This window comes from Paenibacillus sp. FSL H7-0942 (assembly GCF_045040715.1).
GTDB lineage: Bacteria > Bacillota > Bacilli > Paenibacillales > Paenibacillaceae > Paenibacillus > Paenibacillus amylolyticus.
In genome coordinates, this window is record NZ_CP150279.1 from 729,489 (window position 1) to 745,231 (window position 15,743).

The 15,743-nt window shown below is 47.4% G+C and carries 15 protein-coding genes; 10 read left to right on the forward strand and 5 right to left on the reverse strand.

The window, feature by feature from the left end:
• Positions 1 to 132 precede the first annotated feature (132 nt).
• Positions 133 to 945, forward strand: a complete 813-nt coding sequence (locus tag MHI48_RS03390) for a TipAS antibiotic-recognition domain-containing protein (RefSeq protein ID WP_169482775.1) — start codon at positions 133 to 135, stop codon at positions 943 to 945.
• Between the two features lie 151 nt (positions 946 to 1,096).
• Here MHI48_RS03390 and MHI48_RS03395 read toward each other — a convergent pair whose 3' ends face one another.
• Positions 1,097 to 1,594, reverse strand: coding sequence for a GAF domain-containing protein (locus MHI48_RS03395; protein WP_036614172.1), 498 nt, complete (start codon positions 1,592 to 1,594; stop codon positions 1,097 to 1,099).
• Between the two features lie 185 nt (positions 1,595 to 1,779).
• Between MHI48_RS03395 and MHI48_RS03400 the strand changes: the two genes are divergently transcribed.
• The 3 genes from MHI48_RS03400 to MHI48_RS03410 all read left to right on the forward strand — a co-directional run bounded on the left by MHI48_RS03400 (position 1,780) and on the right by MHI48_RS03410 (position 4,555).
• On the forward strand, positions 1,780 to 2,076 hold the full coding sequence (locus MHI48_RS03400) for a hypothetical protein (protein ID WP_036614170.1): 297 nt from the start codon (positions 1,780 to 1,782) through the stop codon (positions 2,074 to 2,076).
• Positions 2,077 to 2,275: 199 nt separating this feature from the next.
• Entirely contained in the window at positions 2,276 to 2,848 is a 573-nt protein-coding gene (locus MHI48_RS03405; RefSeq protein ID WP_036668244.1) for a GNAT family N-acetyltransferase, read from the forward strand.
• A 201-nt stretch (positions 2,849 to 3,049) separates the two neighbouring features.
• Positions 3,050 to 4,555, forward strand: a complete 1,506-nt coding sequence (locus MHI48_RS03410) for an MDR family MFS transporter (protein ID WP_405144574.1) — start codon at positions 3,050 to 3,052, stop codon at positions 4,553 to 4,555.
• A gap of 471 nt (positions 4,556 to 5,026) precedes the next feature.
• Here MHI48_RS03410 and MHI48_RS03415 read toward each other — a convergent pair whose 3' ends face one another.
• Positions 5,027 to 5,488, reverse strand: coding sequence for a MarR family winged helix-turn-helix transcriptional regulator (locus tag MHI48_RS03415; RefSeq protein WP_017690799.1), 462 nt, complete (start codon positions 5,486 to 5,488; stop codon positions 5,027 to 5,029).
• 347 nt (positions 5,489 to 5,835) lie between these two features.
• Here MHI48_RS03415 and MHI48_RS03420 point away from each other — a divergent pair, with 347 nt between their 5' ends.
• The 3 genes from MHI48_RS03420 to MHI48_RS03430 all read left to right on the forward strand — a co-directional run bounded on the left by MHI48_RS03420 (position 5,836) and on the right by MHI48_RS03430 (position 10,591).
• Entirely contained in the window at positions 5,836 to 7,167 is a 1,332-nt protein-coding gene (locus MHI48_RS03420) for an MFS transporter (protein ID WP_339196877.1), read from the forward strand.
• Positions 7,168 to 7,374: 207 nt separating this feature from the next.
• Positions 7,375 to 8,724, forward strand: coding sequence for a hypothetical protein (locus MHI48_RS03425; protein WP_405143006.1), 1,350 nt, complete (start codon positions 7,375 to 7,377; stop codon positions 8,722 to 8,724).
• Between the two features lie 49 nt (positions 8,725 to 8,773).
• On the forward strand, positions 8,774 to 10,591 hold the full coding sequence (locus MHI48_RS03430; RefSeq protein ID WP_405143008.1) for a hypothetical protein: 1,818 nt from the start codon (positions 8,774 to 8,776) through the stop codon (positions 10,589 to 10,591).
• An 80-nt stretch (positions 10,592 to 10,671) separates the two neighbouring features.
• Here the strand turns inward: MHI48_RS03430 and MHI48_RS03435 are convergent, their stop codons facing one another.
• Both MHI48_RS03435 and MHI48_RS03440 read right to left on the reverse strand, forming a co-directional pair.
• Complete coding sequence (locus MHI48_RS03435) at positions 10,672 to 11,064, reverse strand: type II toxin-antitoxin system death-on-curing family toxin (protein ID WP_076329864.1); 393 nt, start codon at positions 11,062 to 11,064, stop codon at positions 10,672 to 10,674.
• 1 nt (position 11,065) lies between these two features.
• Positions 11,066 to 11,359, reverse strand: coding sequence for an AbrB/MazE/SpoVT family DNA-binding domain-containing protein (locus tag MHI48_RS03440; RefSeq protein WP_179086607.1), 294 nt, complete (start codon positions 11,357 to 11,359; stop codon positions 11,066 to 11,068).
• 195 nt (positions 11,360 to 11,554) lie between these two features.
• Here MHI48_RS03440 and MHI48_RS03445 point away from each other — a divergent pair, with 195 nt between their 5' ends.
• The 3 genes from MHI48_RS03445 to MHI48_RS03455 all read left to right on the forward strand — a co-directional run bounded on the left by MHI48_RS03445 (position 11,555) and on the right by MHI48_RS03455 (position 14,214).
• Positions 11,555 to 12,286, forward strand: a complete 732-nt coding sequence (locus tag MHI48_RS03445) for an ABC transporter ATP-binding protein (protein WP_076329862.1) — start codon at positions 11,555 to 11,557, stop codon at positions 12,284 to 12,286.
• A 21-nt stretch (positions 12,287 to 12,307) separates the two neighbouring features.
• The gene (locus tag MHI48_RS03450) at positions 12,308 to 13,555 is read left to right on the forward strand and encodes an ABC transporter permease (protein WP_076329861.1); all 1,248 of its coding nucleotides are present in this window, start codon (positions 12,308 to 12,310) and stop codon (positions 13,553 to 13,555) included.
• A gap of 275 nt (positions 13,556 to 13,830) precedes the next feature.
• Complete coding sequence (locus tag MHI48_RS03455; protein WP_076329860.1) at positions 13,831 to 14,214, forward strand: hypothetical protein; 384 nt, start codon at positions 13,831 to 13,833, stop codon at positions 14,212 to 14,214.
• 141 nt (positions 14,215 to 14,355) lie between these two features.
• Here MHI48_RS03455 and MHI48_RS03460 read toward each other — a convergent pair whose 3' ends face one another.
• A complete protein-coding gene (locus tag MHI48_RS03460; RefSeq protein ID WP_405143012.1) occupies positions 14,356 to 15,624 on the reverse strand; it encodes an NAD(P)/FAD-dependent oxidoreductase in 1,269 nt (422 codons plus the stop codon).
• Positions 15,625 to 15,743 lie beyond the last annotated feature (119 nt).

The window sequence follows — 15,743 nt, forward strand, 5'->3', positions numbered from 1 at the left end:
CATCCAGAGCACGAGCGGAATGAAGCGGTACAGCATTGCCGAAAGTCTTATATTCTCTCATTATTCAAATAAAATGCAGTATGAATTAAGCCTGAACTCTGGAGTTGCAGGACAGGCAGGAGGTGTATTCAAATGGCATATTCCATGGTTGACGTATCGGGAATGTCAGGCGTAAGTCTGAACGAACTGAGCCAGTATGCGGAGACAGGTCTTCTGAATCCGGCTTTTGGGGATATAGATGAGGACATCTATTATGAAAAGCAGGAATTGTTGAGACTCCAGCAAATCCTTTTCTGTAAGGAAGTAGGTATGAAGGAGAATGAGATTGCCCCGATGCTACGGGATAATCCTCAGGATGTCATACGCATCATGAAGCAACATCGCATTGATATTCTGGAGAAGGCACTCCGTCTGCATGGATTGATTCAGACACTGGACAAAACGATCTCTCATTTGCAAGGTGAACAGGAAATTGATGAACATGATCTTTATATCGGTTTTGTAAATAAGGGGCGTCACCAGTTGCTGAATGAATCGGGTTCTGAAGCTGTAGTCACTAATGATATGAACCATGTGCAGACAGACGGTGCTCAGAGGTCCGACATCCAATCTTCCAATTCATCCACATTACCTGAAAATCAGGAGTTGAAGTCAAAAGAAGATTATCTGGATTCCCAGGCGAAAATTGATCAAGTTCATCTGGACTTGCAACAGGCCATTGAGGACGGATTGGAGCCCGGTAGTGCAAAAGTACAACAGATTATTGGCAGGCATCTTGAATGGATCAAAGGTTATTATACACCCACCGCTGAGATCTATCGGGATTTGGCCAATCTGTATGTAGAGCATAAAAATTTCCGTCAGATGTATGATGGTTACCACCCGAGGCTGGCTGAATTCCTGCGGGATGGGATGATGATTAAAGCGGAACATGATTTATCCTAGATGCATAAAGTAACATGGGCGAGCAAGAACATGGGTGTGAATCATAATGGATAACAAAGAGCGCAGACCTCTGAGAGGACTGCGCTCTTTGTTATTACGGGTTCTTCATCATCGTGTGTGATGAGACTCCGATCACCTTATTCATCATTTCCTAAAGGGGTATGGTTGCCTCCAACTGCTCTGTGAGCAGGCTTACGGCTTTCTCCAGGAAGACGCGGTCTTCGTCGTCAAAACGGTTTTTGATCGGGCTGTCGATATCCAGCACCCCGTACAGTTCGCCGTTTTTGATAATAGGTACGACAATCTCACTGTTCGATGCTGCATCACAGGCAATGTGGCCTGGGAAGGCATGAACATCATCAACGACCAGGGTACGTTTTTCCGCAGCAGATGTGCCGCATACACCACGTCCCAATGGAATTCGGATACAGGCAGGCAGTCCTTGGAATGGCCCGAGAACCAGTTCTTTTCCATCATACAGATAGAAGCCGACCCAATTGGTGTCGGTCATAAATACATTGAGCAGCGCAGCAGCGTTGGCCAGATTGGCAATCGCACTAGGTTCATCGCGGATCAGAGCACTTAACTGTCCCAGGACGGCGGTGTGCTGCTCACTTCGTGTTCCTTCATAGGAAACAGCTTGAAACATGGTAAATCACCCTCCCGAGCAAAATGGTACTTATTTTCAAGATAGTGCAGAGGATGCGGTTAGTCAAGCGGAGGATTTCGGAAAGGGAAGGGAATACCTGAAGAATCCTCCTGTTTCTCAGCTTCTTACGTGGGGTAATTACTTAGCAACCACGGAGGGCTATAACCCGGGAAGGAGCTTGGCTTATGCATGCAGAGGTACAGAATCTTTTTGTACGGATTCATCTACTATATTTCGCGCAAAATCAGGATTTGAACGTTAGCGAGGCACTGCCCCTATTGGAAGAACGGGGATATCGCGTTGGAGAGCGGGAGATCAAGCAGGAGCTTGAACACCTGACACAGGAGAACTTCCTGACCGCCCACGGGGACCAATGGAGCCTGACCGGGACTGGCATCGAAGAATTCAAGGAAATCACGGCTGTGTTTGGCCGGGTTAGCGATGAATTACTGGGAAAGGGCAAGAAAACGTCCAAAGCTTAAAATTCATTAGGACAAGCCATGATTCCGTAATTCACTCAAACTTGAATTGTTCCATACGTACAACAAGACCGGGAGCGAAATTGGCCCGGTTTTTTGACGTGTGTGCATGACTGAACAGTTGCCATTCGGCGCAGGTTATGATTAGATGACTAGTGAATATTATGGTCTGCGGAGATAGATCGGATCGGAGTGTCTTTATATGTATAAATGCAAAGGAAGAATTCCCGAAATGGAGACTGCGCGGCTTCGTCTGCGTAAAATGCGTCGCCGGGATGCGGCTCAGATGTTCGCATGCTGGTCAGATCGCGAGGTGACCCGTTACATGAATCTTGCACCCATGATTGGGACAAGCGAAGCGGCGGACATGATTGGACTGCTCAACCAAATGGCAGGAGAAGAGGATGCGATCCGCTGGGGGATCGAACTCAAAGAAACAGGCAAGCTCATCGGCAGCTGTGGCTTTAACACATGGCAGCTTGAAGGCGCCTTCCGGGGTGAGATCGGTTATGAGCTGGGACGTGATTATTGGCGACATGGTTATATGACGGAGGCTTTCTCCGCATTGCTGCCCTTTGGATATGAGACCATGGGTCTTAATCGAATTGAAGCGCTGGTTGATCCGCGTAATCTGGCGTCCGGCGATTTCCTGACGAACCGCGGCTTCACGCGGGAAGGATTGCTGCGACAGGTGCAACATACGTCCACCGGATACAAGGATATGGTAATGTATTCCATGTTGTATGATGAGTTCCTTCGCAAGAAAGGTAAATAAAAGAGAGAATATATGATTTTTTTTAAATACACGTAAACGAAGAAACAGAACAAAGCTGGAGAAGCGAAGCGTTCGCCTTTAAAGCTTTCTGAAAGAAAGCTACATCGGAAGTTTGTGCTGGTTCGTAGTAGAGGTGTAAATTAACGTACCAATTATATAGAGAATGAAGAGAGAAGGGTTTGTGTGAATGCAACTGGAGGTTTGAAGCGCAGTTTCATCTTGACGGGGCTGTTGCTCGCGACATTTCTGTCAGCAATTGAAGGCACCGTAATTGGTCCGGCAGGGCCGACCATTGTCAGTGAGCTGGGGAGTGTACAGCTGCTGAGCTGGATTTTCACGGCATACCTGTTGACGATGGCTGTGAGTACGCCCATTTTCGGTAAAATCAGTGACCTGTATGGACGAAAGCCTGTATTTCTGATCGGCTGTGCCTTATTTTTACTGGGTTCACTCTTGTGCTGTCTTTCGCAGAACATGGAGCAATTAATTATTTTTCGTGCCATTCAAGGGATCGGTGCGGGTGCAGTAGTTCCTGTTACATTTACGATTATTGGGGACATCTACGCCATTGAAGAACGTGGCAAAATCCAAGGCTGGATTAGCTCCGTGTGGGGCATTTCCTCTCTGGCGGGACCGCTGCTTGGCGGTTATTTTGTAGATAATCTCGGCTGGCAGTGGATCTTTGGTTTTAATGTGCCATTTGGTCTGCTTGCGATGTGGTTTGTATTTCGTTATCTGAAGGAAGATATCTCTCCGCGTACAGCCAAAATTGACTATGTTGGTGCGATGACCTTCACGGTGGGCATTACCGCATTGTTGTTTGTCCTGTCGGCGGGTGGGCAATATTATGCCTGGAGTTCTCCGTTGATTGTTGTGCTGAGTGTGGTCGCCGCTCTGTTTATCATTTTATTTTTCGTGGTGGAAAAAAGAGCTCAGGCTCCAATGGTTCCACTACATCTGTTCCGAATTCGGGACATCCGTGTGGCGAATATCGCTGGACTGCTGACCAGTACTTTGATGATCGGCCTGACCAGTTATTTGCCGCTCTGGGTGCAGGGGGTTCGGGGAGGTAATGCGACGGAATCCGGGCTGCTGCTCGCACCGATGTCGGTGGGTTGGCTCATTGGTAGTGTGATGGCAGGCCGTCTGTTAATGAAAATTGGATCACGTATGACCGCATTGATTGGGTTAACCGGTATTGCGATTGGATCGGGTGGACTCTTTCTGGTTGGCGGGACATCCCCGCAGGCTGTGCTATTTGTATTGACCTTTATTTATGGTCTTGGTTTCGGTTTTGCTTTTACAATCTTCACCATTATTGCGCAGTCTTCTGTAGGATATAAGGAGCGTGGCTCCTCTACGGCATTGCACACGTTCATGCGTACGTTGGGACAGACGATTGGTGCAGCGGCTTTTGGCACTTGGTTAAACTATCGGATCTCCACGTTATCCAGTGAACAGAATCTGGCGGAGGCGGGAATTTCGGAGAGTGATCTGAACGAACTGCTCGCACCACATACGGATGCTGCCCTATCTGATGACAAATGGGCGCTACTGCGTAACGTGCTGGAAGGAAGCTTGCATTCCTTGTTTGTGATTATGTTTGTCATTGCATTGGTCTCGTGGGTAACGACGCTTGCTTTACGCAAACGTTTAATTGTACCCGAAGATGCAGATGCTCCACCGCAGCCACAAGGCTCAAAGTAAAAAGAAGATATATATACGAAAAACATATGAAAAACCGGATTCGCCGATGTCAGGCAAATCCGGTTATTTTTGTTGGCACATGTGCAGTGGACTAGAGTGTATCTTCAAACTCAGGCAAGTGATACGTTAGTGGGATATCCGGGTCTAAAGCATTTTGAAGTACAGGCTGGCTGATCCTGGTGAATCGTCCAGACGAATTTCTAAGGAACGGAGGACGTCTTATTTGACCTTCTGCTCCTCTTTCTAAATTGTAAGGAACATGAGACAAGTTATTTCCCGAAATCACCTGAAAAAGACGTTGTTAACGGCTGTTTATTCAAAGATAGCGTGTGTCAGATTCCTTAAAATGCTGCGAGCGCTTCAAACCCCTGAATAAGACGTCACAGGTTCGTTAGCGTTAGCGCTCCCGCTCCATAGCTGCTCCAGTACATTCTGTTCCGCTCCGGCTTTCGGCAGGTTTGAAGATACGCTCTAGCTGCTCGCTGATAAACGGTCTGCAGAATGTGCAAGCCTTCCCAAGAGTTCGGACAGCAATTCCTTGTCTTCCTCACTTAGTCCACTTACCGCCCGATCAATCTTCAACGCATAGCCTGGATAGATGTCATCCATGGTGCGCTGTCCTTCTTCGGTCAGTTCCACAAAGATGATACGTCTGTCCTGCGGACAATGTTTGCGGTGTAACAATCCTTTTTGCTCCAGCTTATCGATCACATAGGTCACATTACCACTTTGCAGCAGAAGTTGTGCGCCAACCTGTTGAATCGGCTGAGCTCCTTTCATATATAACACTTCGAGCACCCCGTATGCGGTGGGGTTGAAGCCATGCACTTTGCTTCCGGATACAGCGTGTTCATTCACGCTCTTGAATGTCTGGGCCAAGGTGCGGTACAGATGAAGTGAACGTTCGGTTCCGATTTCTTGTAATTCCAGCATGCTGATCCCGCCTTTTCAGATTAGTTTTATAAGTTGAAATGATGAAGAGGGGTCCTCTCCGTTATGCTGTTCATGTAAAAGAGTATTTCAACTTATATGAGTTGGTTAGTTATGTTTGACGATTCAGGTTGTCGCCATGGTTTAATTGTAAACTTCTATTTCTACGAAAAACATGCGATATGTCACAAGATTTGCATTTTTAGCATTTAAAATTTGATCATTCATCATGCTGAAAAATCATCCTTCAGATGTCGCTTTTTCTCCGCCTCTGGCAGGAGGTCGAGTTAAGGGTTGCTCTATATAATGAGTTCATACTATGAATTGGAATATAATGGAGGAGAAGAAGGATGACAAGTGATTTAACGTTTGAAGGACAACGACCGCTGAAGAATAACCGATCTTTTGTAACATTGATGGTGGCACAGGCTATTTCCAATCTGGGTGATTGGCTGCATCTGCTCGCAATTCTGACCCTCGTGGGTATCCGCTGGAATGCAACGCCATGGGAGATTACATTTGTCACACTTTCCGCAGCACTACCCATTCTGTTGACAGGGCCATTCGCAGGCACACTTGCAGATCGCCTGAACCGAAAATGGCTGATGATTGTAGCTGATGGTGCACGGATCATCATCGTGGGTGCGTTAATTTTTGCTGACCAGATCTGGCACGTCTACATACTGCTTGTCCTCAAATCCCTGTTTGATGTAATCTTCTCTCCGGCCAAAAACGGAAAGCTGAAGGAAATTGTACCCCGCGAACAACTTGCGCAAGCTGTATCCATCAGCTCGGTGATCGAACAGATGTCCAAAATTATTGGTCCAGCGCTTGGCGGACTTTTGGTAGCCGCCTTTGGAATTACCTGGTGTTTTGTTCTCGATTCAGCGTCTTTTCTGATCTCCGGCATCATTTTATTGTGGATTCCTGGAACTCGGGTGATCCAAACCGCAATTCATAACGTAACAGAAGTAGAGGAAGAGCCAGCTGGGGATGTTCGCAACCGCTCAAAAGGCTCTTTTTGGAAAGAAACACTGGAGGGTATCCGCATGCTTGCATCTCTCCCTCATGTAGGAACGTCTCTGATTTTGCTTGCTTCAGCCATACTTTTTCTGCAATTTGCCGATTCACAGACTGTGGTGTTATTCAGACAACTTCCCGGAATTTCAACTGATCTGCTGGGATGGTGCGTGGCAGCAAGTGGCGCAGGTACATTAATTGCAGCGATGAGTGTACGGAAGTGGAAGCATGCAGGGCATGTTTTGAAAATGGGTCTGGGCACCATACTCATGGGTCTGGTTATCGGCGGAGCCGGAGTTATTGTTGGGATTTGGCCGCACGCTGGGCTAGGTGCCAATCTGTTGTTAGTATCCCTCTTTGCCCTGGCAGGTGTTGGAATTGGGTTTGCAATTGTCCCCTTTCAGATCCTGTTGCAGGAACAGACACCTGAGGCGATGACAGGCAGGGTGTTTGGAACGGTAGGCAGCGTGATGACAGCCAGTAATATTATGGGCCCGGTGGTAGGCGGATTCATGGTCACTTCATTTGGTGTAGTGCCGGCTTTTGTCTGTTCAGGCATTTTGCTGACCCTGCTTGGTTTGATTTATTTGATGAAACGTAGCGGGGAAAAAGCCGATCTGACTGGCTCCATTGAAGCCAAGACCATGATTGCAGGCGACTGAAAACAGGCCGGATCTGCTCAGGTTAGAACAGTTGAAATGAAGGTTTGAATTTACTTCAAATTTTAAGTTTTTGATTATAAAGCGTTTGAGTAAACGCCTTCACGTTTAATGAGGAACAGGCAGAAATCCCTGTATTCTAATTATTCCTAGGGGAAAACTCATATACCTTGTCCCACCAACGCATTAGCGGAAAGGGGGTGAAGCAACTTGAATGTAAAGTTACCAAAATCGATAGTGCGTCTTGGAAGCATACCACTGGCTATACTCGCCGGGACTTTGATGCTGGGGTTTGGATCGTCACATGTATACGCAGACGAGGCTCAGGTATCTTCTGAAGAACCGTCCAGCGGATTGTCGCTAAATTTGTTTTCACGTGATTCGGATGGCGGGTTGAACCTGACTCCGTCAGTATCGGTATCCACACCACTGCTGGATGTTGAAGTTCCGTCGATCAAAGCGAATGAATCGACAGGTAAGCTGAGTGTATCTGAGCTGAAAGTAGATACACCGCTTGGATCGGCCGGAACATCAGAGATTGGGATTGATGCGAAGAAGGGAACCGTCGAACTGCCGTCTGTACAGGCGGATACACCGGTGTTCAAAGCCGATGTATCAAGCAGTCAGGTGAACCTCAATGAAGGTACAGCTTCCTTGCCTGGCGTTACCGCAGAGGTACCCAATGTGATCAAGGCAGAGACGTCTGCTGTGAAAACAGACCTTCGGCAGGGCAAGGTTGAATTGCCTTCCGTGAAGGTGGATGTACCTGAAGTTACTTCGGTCAATATCTCTTCATCCCATGTGGATCTGAGTAAGGGAAATGTACAGTTGCCCTCTGTAAAAGCAGAAGTTCCAGTTGTAGACGTATCCGCTGAACTCAATCCTGATCAGGAAAAGGTGGAGATTCCAAGTGTGAAGCCGGAACCGCCTGTAGTCACTCCGGAAAAGCCGACGCTCGTCAAAACACCGAATGTTGAAATTTCCAGTTCGAGTGCACTCGCAGATCCTGTTTCACCACAGAACGACGAGGAAGGACAGGACGCAATACAGGTTACGGGTAAAGTGATGGAGGTCACCCCGGAACCAGTAGTACGTCCAGAACAACCTATTGTCCCGCAGGCATTGCCTATGGAAGGAACCGATCTGACGCAGGATTCCGATGTTAATGCAGGTTTGCCCGATAACGAGTTATTCCTCGTAGATCAGACAACTGCTAAACCAGCTGTCACTGAACAAGTGCAGAGTAACAAGGAAGCCGATCTGAAACAAGATAATGCTGATGCAACATCTCCATTGCAACCTCGCACAGAACGACCAACAAGTTGGTCTGTTGCAGCAACTTCTCCCGGAGCAGCTAATGCTTCCGCCGGGACAAGCTCCGGTTCGACCGGTGTAACTGGAGGTGGAGCAACCGCTCCAGCCGCTGCACTTCCGGGAGCAACAACGGGTCTGGTTACGCCAGATTACGATTTTGCCTTCCGAATGGAACGGCTCGATGGGTTCAGTCAATGGTCACAGGCACCACCTGGGAGGCCGCCGCAATATACCTCTTTCTCTTAAGCAACAATGGCGTTAATTCAACCAAAATTGAGAAGGAGTGTATATAATCATGAAAAAAGTGAATCGTTGGGTAAAATTGTCGGTATTGTCGGGTACGTTGGTGGCTGGATTGCTGGGAGCTTCGCAGGCAACTTACGCAGATAGCTATAGCAATAATAGCAGTGGTAATCTGGATCTAAATGCAGGTTTGCGCCTGGAACTGGGATCTCTTCTGTCAGGACACCGTGACACAGGTCACGGGAACAATGGTAGCTACGGAGGTTCATCCAGTGCAACTGGAGCATTGAATCTGGATCTTGGCCTTAACGCCGGCTTATCTTCCGAGAGTATGAACCGTTACAATGATCATTCTTCCGACCACACAGTTGAGCGTAACAGTTCTGGCAAGCTGGACCTTGGCCTGAATGCCAATGTGTCGGGAGAAGGTACAACGATGAACGACTATTCAAGAGGCCGCGATGATCGGAACGTAAACACCAGCTACGCGAGTGAAAGCCGTGGAGCACTGGGTCTTGGTCTGAACGTGAATGCCGAAGGAGAGAGTGCAGCGATGACTCAATCCGAACGCAACAATAGCGTGAATGACCGTGAGCGTAACGTAAACAGTAGCACTGCGAGCGAAAGCCGTGGAGCACTGGATCTTGGTCTGAACGTGAATGCCGAAGGTGAGAGTGCGACATGGACTCAATCTGAACGCAACAATAGCGTGAATGACCGTGATCGTAACGTAAACAGTAGCTATGCGAGTGAAAGTCGTGGAGTGCTGGATCTCGGTCTGAACGTGAATGCCGAAGGTGAGAGTGCAACATGGACTCAATCTGAACGCAATAACAGCGTGAATGACCGTGATCGTAACGTAAACAGTAGCTACGCGAGTGAAAGCCGTGGCACACTGGATCTGGGTCTGAACGCGAAAGCGGAGGGAGAGAGTGCAACATGGACTCAATCTGAACGCAACAACAGCGTGAAAGACAGCGAGCGTAACGACAACAGCAGCTATGCGAGTGAAAGCCGTGGCGCACTGGATCTGGGTCTGAACGCAAAAGCAGAAGGAGAGAGTGCAACGACGGCTCAATCTGAACGCACTAACAGCGTGAAAGACGGCGAGCGTAACACGAACAGTAGCTATGCGAGCGAAAGCCGTGGAGCACTGGATCTGGGTCTGAACGTGAATGCAGAAGGAGAGAGTGCAACAATGGCTCAATCTGAACGCAATAACAGCGTGAAAGACAGCGAGCGTAACGTGAACAGCAGTTATGCGAGCGAAAGCCATGGAGCGCTGGATCTTGGTCTGAACGCGAATGCAGAAGGAGAGAGTGCGACTTGGACTCAAACTGAACGCAACAACAGCGTGAAAGACAGCGAGCGTACCGACAGCAGCAACTACGCGAGCGAAAGCCGCGGCGCACTGGATCTGGGTCTGAACGCGAAAGCGGAGGGAGAGAGTGCAACATGGACTCAATCTGAACGCAACAGCAACGTGAAAGACAGCGAGCGTCACGACAACAGCAGCTATGCGAGTGAAAGCCGTGGAGCACTAGATCTGGGTCTGAACGCGAAAGCAGAAGGAGAGGGTGCAACGATGACTCAATCCGAACGCAACAATAGCGTGAATGACCGTGAGCGTAACGTAAACAGTAGCACTGCGAGCGAAAGCCGTGGAGCGCTGAATCTCGGTTTGAACGTGAATGCGGAAGGAGAGAGTGCAACGATGGCTCAAACTGAAAGCAACCACAGCGTGAAAGACAGTGAGCGTAACGTAAACAGCAACTACGCGAGCGAAAGCCGTGGAGCCTTGGATCTCGGTCTGAACGTGGATGCAGATGCAGAGAGTGAAACTACTTCCGTGGTGGAAACAAATCGGTAATATGAGATTTTCACTTTAATATGAAGAAGCAGGGACTCCGGAACCCCTGCTTCTTTTTTTGCATTGTTACGACATATGAGTTAGCGTTCTTCTGAATGTTCTTCTAATAAGCGCACTATCTTTTCAAATGTATACTTGCCTTCGGCAATGTTGACCATAAATTCTACGGCATATTTACGTTCCATCTGCAAATGGTAGCCATTCACTCGCAGAAAGGACTTGGTTACAAGATAAGCTGTACGTTTATTTCCGTTATAGAAACAGTGGTTTTTAACCAATGACTCTAATAAGGCAGTAGCTTTATCAAATATGGAAGGGTAGGCATCCTCTCCAAACAAACTTTGGAGAGGTCTATTTATCGCAGAATCCAACAGAGCAGAATCCTTAATCCCAGCTTGTGCTGTATCATTCATCTTCTTCATCATAAAATGGTGAGCGGCTACTACTTCTTCAATGGAAAGGAATATGGTCATCTTAACGATCCCTTAAATCATTAAGGATATCCTCATCTTCTTCGAAAACGTCGAAGAAGGCTTCCAGTACTTCGGGTCTTACATTTTCGGGTATTTTCATTTGTTTAACCTTTTTTAGTACAATTTCTCCCTGACTGTTTTCAATAAATTCAATCTCATCGCCCTGAGAAACATGGAGCTTATCAATTAAAACCTTAGGCAAGCTAATGCCCAAGCTGTTTCCCATTTTGCCTATTTTGCGAGAAATAATTTTTTTTTTGGAATGCTCCTCTTTCATCTGAGCCCCACCATTCATGATATATTCCTCCTATAGTATGATCCAACTTATGAAAGTAATACATTTGTATGTATTAATGTTAGTATGTAATAACATTATAACATGGTTTGTACTTCAAAATGCTCAAAATGATCAAACATACAACCCGCAACTCGATTACAATAAAACATAAAGAATGAAATAAACGCCTGATCAGAACAGGGAGTGAATGATATGGGAACGGAATATAACAGTACGGAAGTACAGGAGTCCATATTGGACGTACATATTACAGAGGCAGGATACGAGCCGGGACAATCAACCATACGCAATATTCGAATGAATGTGGCGCGAGGAGAATTGGTAGGTATTATCGGACCCAATGGTGCGGGCAAAAGTACCACAATCAAAACGCTTCTTGGTCTGCTGGAACATGCGAACTATGAAGTGACGATTGGGGGAGATGGTCGTTATGCCTATATCCCGGAGCAACCGGTTTTTTATGAATATATGACGCTATGGGAACATCTTGATCTGGCCGCAGCGGCGTATGAAATGAAGGAAGAAGCTTTTGTTGCCCGAGCGGAGGAACTGTTGGTTCGTTTCGGTATGGACCATGTTCGGAATGATCTTCCAGCTAGTTTTTCAAAGGGCATGCGGCAGAAAATGATGTTGATGATCGGATTTCTGTCTTCACCGGATATCTATATTGTGGACGAGCCGTTCATCGGACTGGACCCTCGTGCAACCAAGGATTTTCTAAAATTACTTGATGATGAACGTCGCCGCGGCGCGGGTGTGCTTATGTCTACGCATGTACTGGATACCGCTGAACGAATCTGCGACCGGTTTATTCTGATTGCTTCGGGCAGATCCGCTGCCGAGGGAACATTGGATGAGATCCGTGAAGCGGCAGGATTGCCGGAAGCCTCTTTGTTTGACTGTTTCGATATACTGACGTCTTAGATAGAGAGAGGGTGAGAGAGAATGGAAACTTCCCAGCGTTATACCCCACTTCGTTTATACAGACGAAGACGCAAAGAACATTTCAGGGAACAGATGAAAAATCTCAGACTCGTCGTGGATTGGACAGTGTGGGTATACCTGCTTGTTCCGGGTCTGCTCTATCTGATTGGATGGTACACGAGTCTGTGGACCAAACCACTGCCTGCATGGGCGACAGGATTACCGCTCCCCGTACTGACCGGGCTGATCGACGTGGTTATGCTTACCGGTGGTGTGTTGATATTTGTGGAGGAAGCGGATGTATTGTTTTTGAAATCAAGACCGTTGTGGATGCGAACGCTAATGAGGCAAGGGCTCTACCGGTCCTGTCTGCAACATCTGGGCAAAATGATCCTGATTACAGCGCTGACCGCACCCCTGTGGTCCCGTGTCTATGAGATGTCGAATCTCCAGATTGCACTTATGGCTGTCTGGTTTGGTGCAGTAGCTTCATTCCAAGCCATAACACTACATATGACAAAGGTTCGACATACAGGATGGCGACGCTGGATTCAGATGATCCCTCTCGTCATAGGCATAGGTTATATGACCATTAATGCGACATCATGGATGCATGGACAGACGTGGAAAATCATATTTGGAATTGTAATTATCATGCTTCTTCTAATTACAGTCGGGCAGATGAGGCTATTGATGAAGGGAACGTTTGAAGGGGATGTGCGGGAGGATCTGCGGAGCAGGCTGCAGCTTACAGCTATAATGTTAAGCCGGGCGGTGAGCAAGCCGAAAGCCCCACGAACACGTTCTATTATCTTCCGCAAACCGCGTAAACTGTTACACAATCGTTCCATCGCGAATCGGACAGCGGAGATTGCATTCAAGGCATTTTTCCGGAACTCGGCCACGATGAAATTGTATCTGCAGCTTGGAGGACTATCCATCGCAGCAGTTGCCTTACCACCTTTTCCGGTCAATGTTATCGTGTGTGCGTTATTAATCATCATGTTGACGGTGATGTTTTATCGTTCCTGGGATGTTTTTGCCACGTCCGACTATGTTCAGCTTATAACGTATGACTCGGAGGCGCTGCATCTTGCAGGTTCAATGATGGTTCGGATGTTGTTCATCCCGATATGTATTCTTATGGGATTCACGTTGGGATTGGCCTGGCTCGGCTGGATCGTCGGTATTCTGACAGCTGCAGGTGCGGTGGCTTTTGGACTCTGCGTCTTATCTATTGCCGGATGGGTTCGGCTGACCCGGGCCTAGGACGTGTCTCAAAAACTCGCTGAAGTTCATCTTTTACCGCCTTTTCGCCCCATGCTGTGTCACTTTCCCTTGACGTGCCCCGGCACGCCTGCGGAAAACTTCCTTGCTTGGAACGAAAATTCGGCAAAATCTGCTTCCTTCGGAGTTTTCAGACACGCCCTAAAGGAATTCCTTTCTAAATCAGAGCATATCGTGCGCTATATCTGCCCATGCTATAGAAGAAGAATCTCATCCATGGATGATGAGAGATTAGCTGTAGCAAGGAGGAAGAGACGATGATGGATAATAGCGAACTACAGGTGCACTTCTCAGACGATTCAGCGTTGAATGCCGCCAGGGCAACCTTGGAGGAGTTGGGATATAAGCCATATCAGTCCGGCCCGCTGGAATTGTACATCCCTACAGATCGCCAAGATCCTCAGTCTGCCGTAGAGATTGTACAATCTCATGGAGGTAGTGCCGTATTTGCCTCGCAAACGGAAGAACTGGATCAGTTTCAGAATATATCGATTCCGGCTCATCTCGTGAATGAAGATTGGAATGAGGGTTATGCAAACGGAAACCAGGGAAGCCAGGCTGAGCAAGGCAGACATAACTATAGCGATGACCCAACATACGATGATTCGGCTGATGGATTTTCAGGCAGTGTGAAAGCATAGAGCATCACAAGCTAAGAGCAGTTCGAGCCAATTTTTCTAAAATGGAACAATGCCCAAAAACCCCGATCGTCCACAGATGTGGATATCGGGGTTTTTGGCATCTGAGCTAATTCATAATACGGTTTAAGTGTGTAATACCTATTATAGTTTAGCGTGTTTATATTCTGCCGCATGCATACCAGCCGTGTATCCTGTGGAGAATGCAGCGGTGATATTATACCCTCCGGTGTAGCCGTGAATATCCAAAACTTCACCGCAAAAGAATAGTCCAGGCAGCAGCTTGGATTCCATTGTTTTTGGGTATATCTCCTTTAAGTGGATTCCTCCCCCAGTAACAAAGGCTTCTTTGAGCGATCTTGTTCCGTCTGCACGGAAGGTAAAAGCTTTCATTAGCCCACACAAGTTGCTTAACATACCTTTGGGAAAATGGTGGAACGTGAGGTCATCGCTGATCTCTGCCCGTTTCATCATTAAGGGAATCATACGTTCAGGAACCCATGTTTTTAAAATGTTTTTGACAGCCTTGCGGGATTCTTGTTCCAATACCTGTTGCACCTGTGTTTCCAATGCACCTAGGGACAGCTCCGGGAACAGATCAATGCTCATAATGACCTGTGGGTTTCCAGTCTTCATCTGAACCTTGCGGATAAATTGGCTGCAGCGCAGTGCGACCGGTCCAGACACTCCAAAATGCGTGAAGATCATATCCCCGCGATGAGAGATGACTGTTTTTCCTTTGGCATCCACTACGGATAGAGCGATATCCCTCAAAGACAAACCTTGCAGTTCTTTGGACTGAATCCAACTCTCTCCAGACACAATGGGCACTTCGGTTGGATATAACTCTGTAATTGTGTGACCCGCAGCCTCAGCCCAGGGATAACCGTCTCCGGTTGATCCGGTTTGGGGGACGGATTTGCCACCGGTAGCGATGATGACAGAGCGCCCAAGAATGGTTTTACCAGATATCAATTTAACACCCTGTACCTGCTGACCATTCTGAATAATTTCCTTGACCGGTTCTTTGGTGCGAATCTCAACGCCGAGGGAGACAATCTTGCCAACCAGCGCATCCACGACTGTTTTCGCTTTATCGGTTACAGGGAACATTCTGCCGTTGTCTTCTTCTTTCAGGGCAATTCCGAGATTCTCGAAGAAACGCATGATTCCCTGGTTGTCCAAATTTTGAAACGAACTATATAAAAAGCGTCCATTACCCGGAATATGCCGGATGAGTTCATCCGTTTCCTTGGCATTGGTTACATTGCATCGACCTCCGCCAGAGATACCGAGTTTACGACCCAGTTGATCTCCTTTATCCAGCAGAAGCACGGAGGCTCCATGCTCGGCAGCAGCAACGCAAGCCATCAGGCCCGCAGATCCACCACCAATTACAATGACATCATACATATGTTATTACCCTCTTTTTTCATTGAATTTGTCTGTTTTACGAAAAATGTGTCTACTCCTGGCTTTTTCTGAAATATAATGGAGTTATGAGCAGTTCTATTGTGCAGTCTTAAGGGATA

What these genes read in the sequence shown, in the direction of transcription:
- MHI48_RS03430 (WP_405143008.1), top strand. Translation starts at nt 8,774, where the DNA reads ATGAAAAAAGTGAATCGTTGGGTAAAATTGTCGGTATTGTCGGGTACG.
- MHI48_RS03435 (WP_076329864.1), bottom strand. Translation starts at nt 11,064, where the DNA reads ATGACCATATTCCTTTCCATTGAAGAAGTAGTAGCCGCTCACCATTTT.
- MHI48_RS03390 (WP_169482775.1), top strand. Translation starts at nt 133, where the DNA reads ATGGCATATTCCATGGTTGACGTATCGGGAATGTCAGGCGTAAGTCTG.
- MHI48_RS03445 (WP_076329862.1), top strand. Translation starts at nt 11,555, where the DNA reads ATGGGAACGGAATATAACAGTACGGAAGTACAGGAGTCCATATTGGAC.
- MHI48_RS03395 (WP_036614172.1), bottom strand. Translation starts at nt 1,594, where the DNA reads ATGTTTCAAGCTGTTTCCTATGAAGGAACACGAAGTGAGCAGCACACC.
- MHI48_RS03405 (WP_036668244.1), top strand. Translation starts at nt 2,276, where the DNA reads ATGTATAAATGCAAAGGAAGAATTCCCGAAATGGAGACTGCGCGGCTT.
- MHI48_RS03420 (WP_339196877.1), top strand. Translation starts at nt 5,836, where the DNA reads ATGACAAGTGATTTAACGTTTGAAGGACAACGACCGCTGAAGAATAAC.
- MHI48_RS03400 (WP_036614170.1), top strand. Translation starts at nt 1,780, where the DNA reads ATGCATGCAGAGGTACAGAATCTTTTTGTACGGATTCATCTACTATAT.
- MHI48_RS03440 (WP_179086607.1), bottom strand. Translation starts at nt 11,359, where the DNA reads ATGAATGGTGGGGCTCAGATGAAAGAGGAGCATTCCAAAAAAAAAATT.
- MHI48_RS03455 (WP_076329860.1), top strand. Translation starts at nt 13,831, where the DNA reads ATGATGGATAATAGCGAACTACAGGTGCACTTCTCAGACGATTCAGCG.
- MHI48_RS03460 (WP_405143012.1), bottom strand. Translation starts at nt 15,624, where the DNA reads ATGTATGATGTCATTGTAATTGGTGGTGGATCTGCGGGCCTGATGGCT.
- MHI48_RS03415 (WP_017690799.1), bottom strand. Translation starts at nt 5,488, where the DNA reads ATGCTGGAATTACAAGAAATCGGAACCGAACGTTCACTTCATCTGTAC.
- MHI48_RS03450 (WP_076329861.1), top strand. Translation starts at nt 12,308, where the DNA reads ATGGAAACTTCCCAGCGTTATACCCCACTTCGTTTATACAGACGAAGA.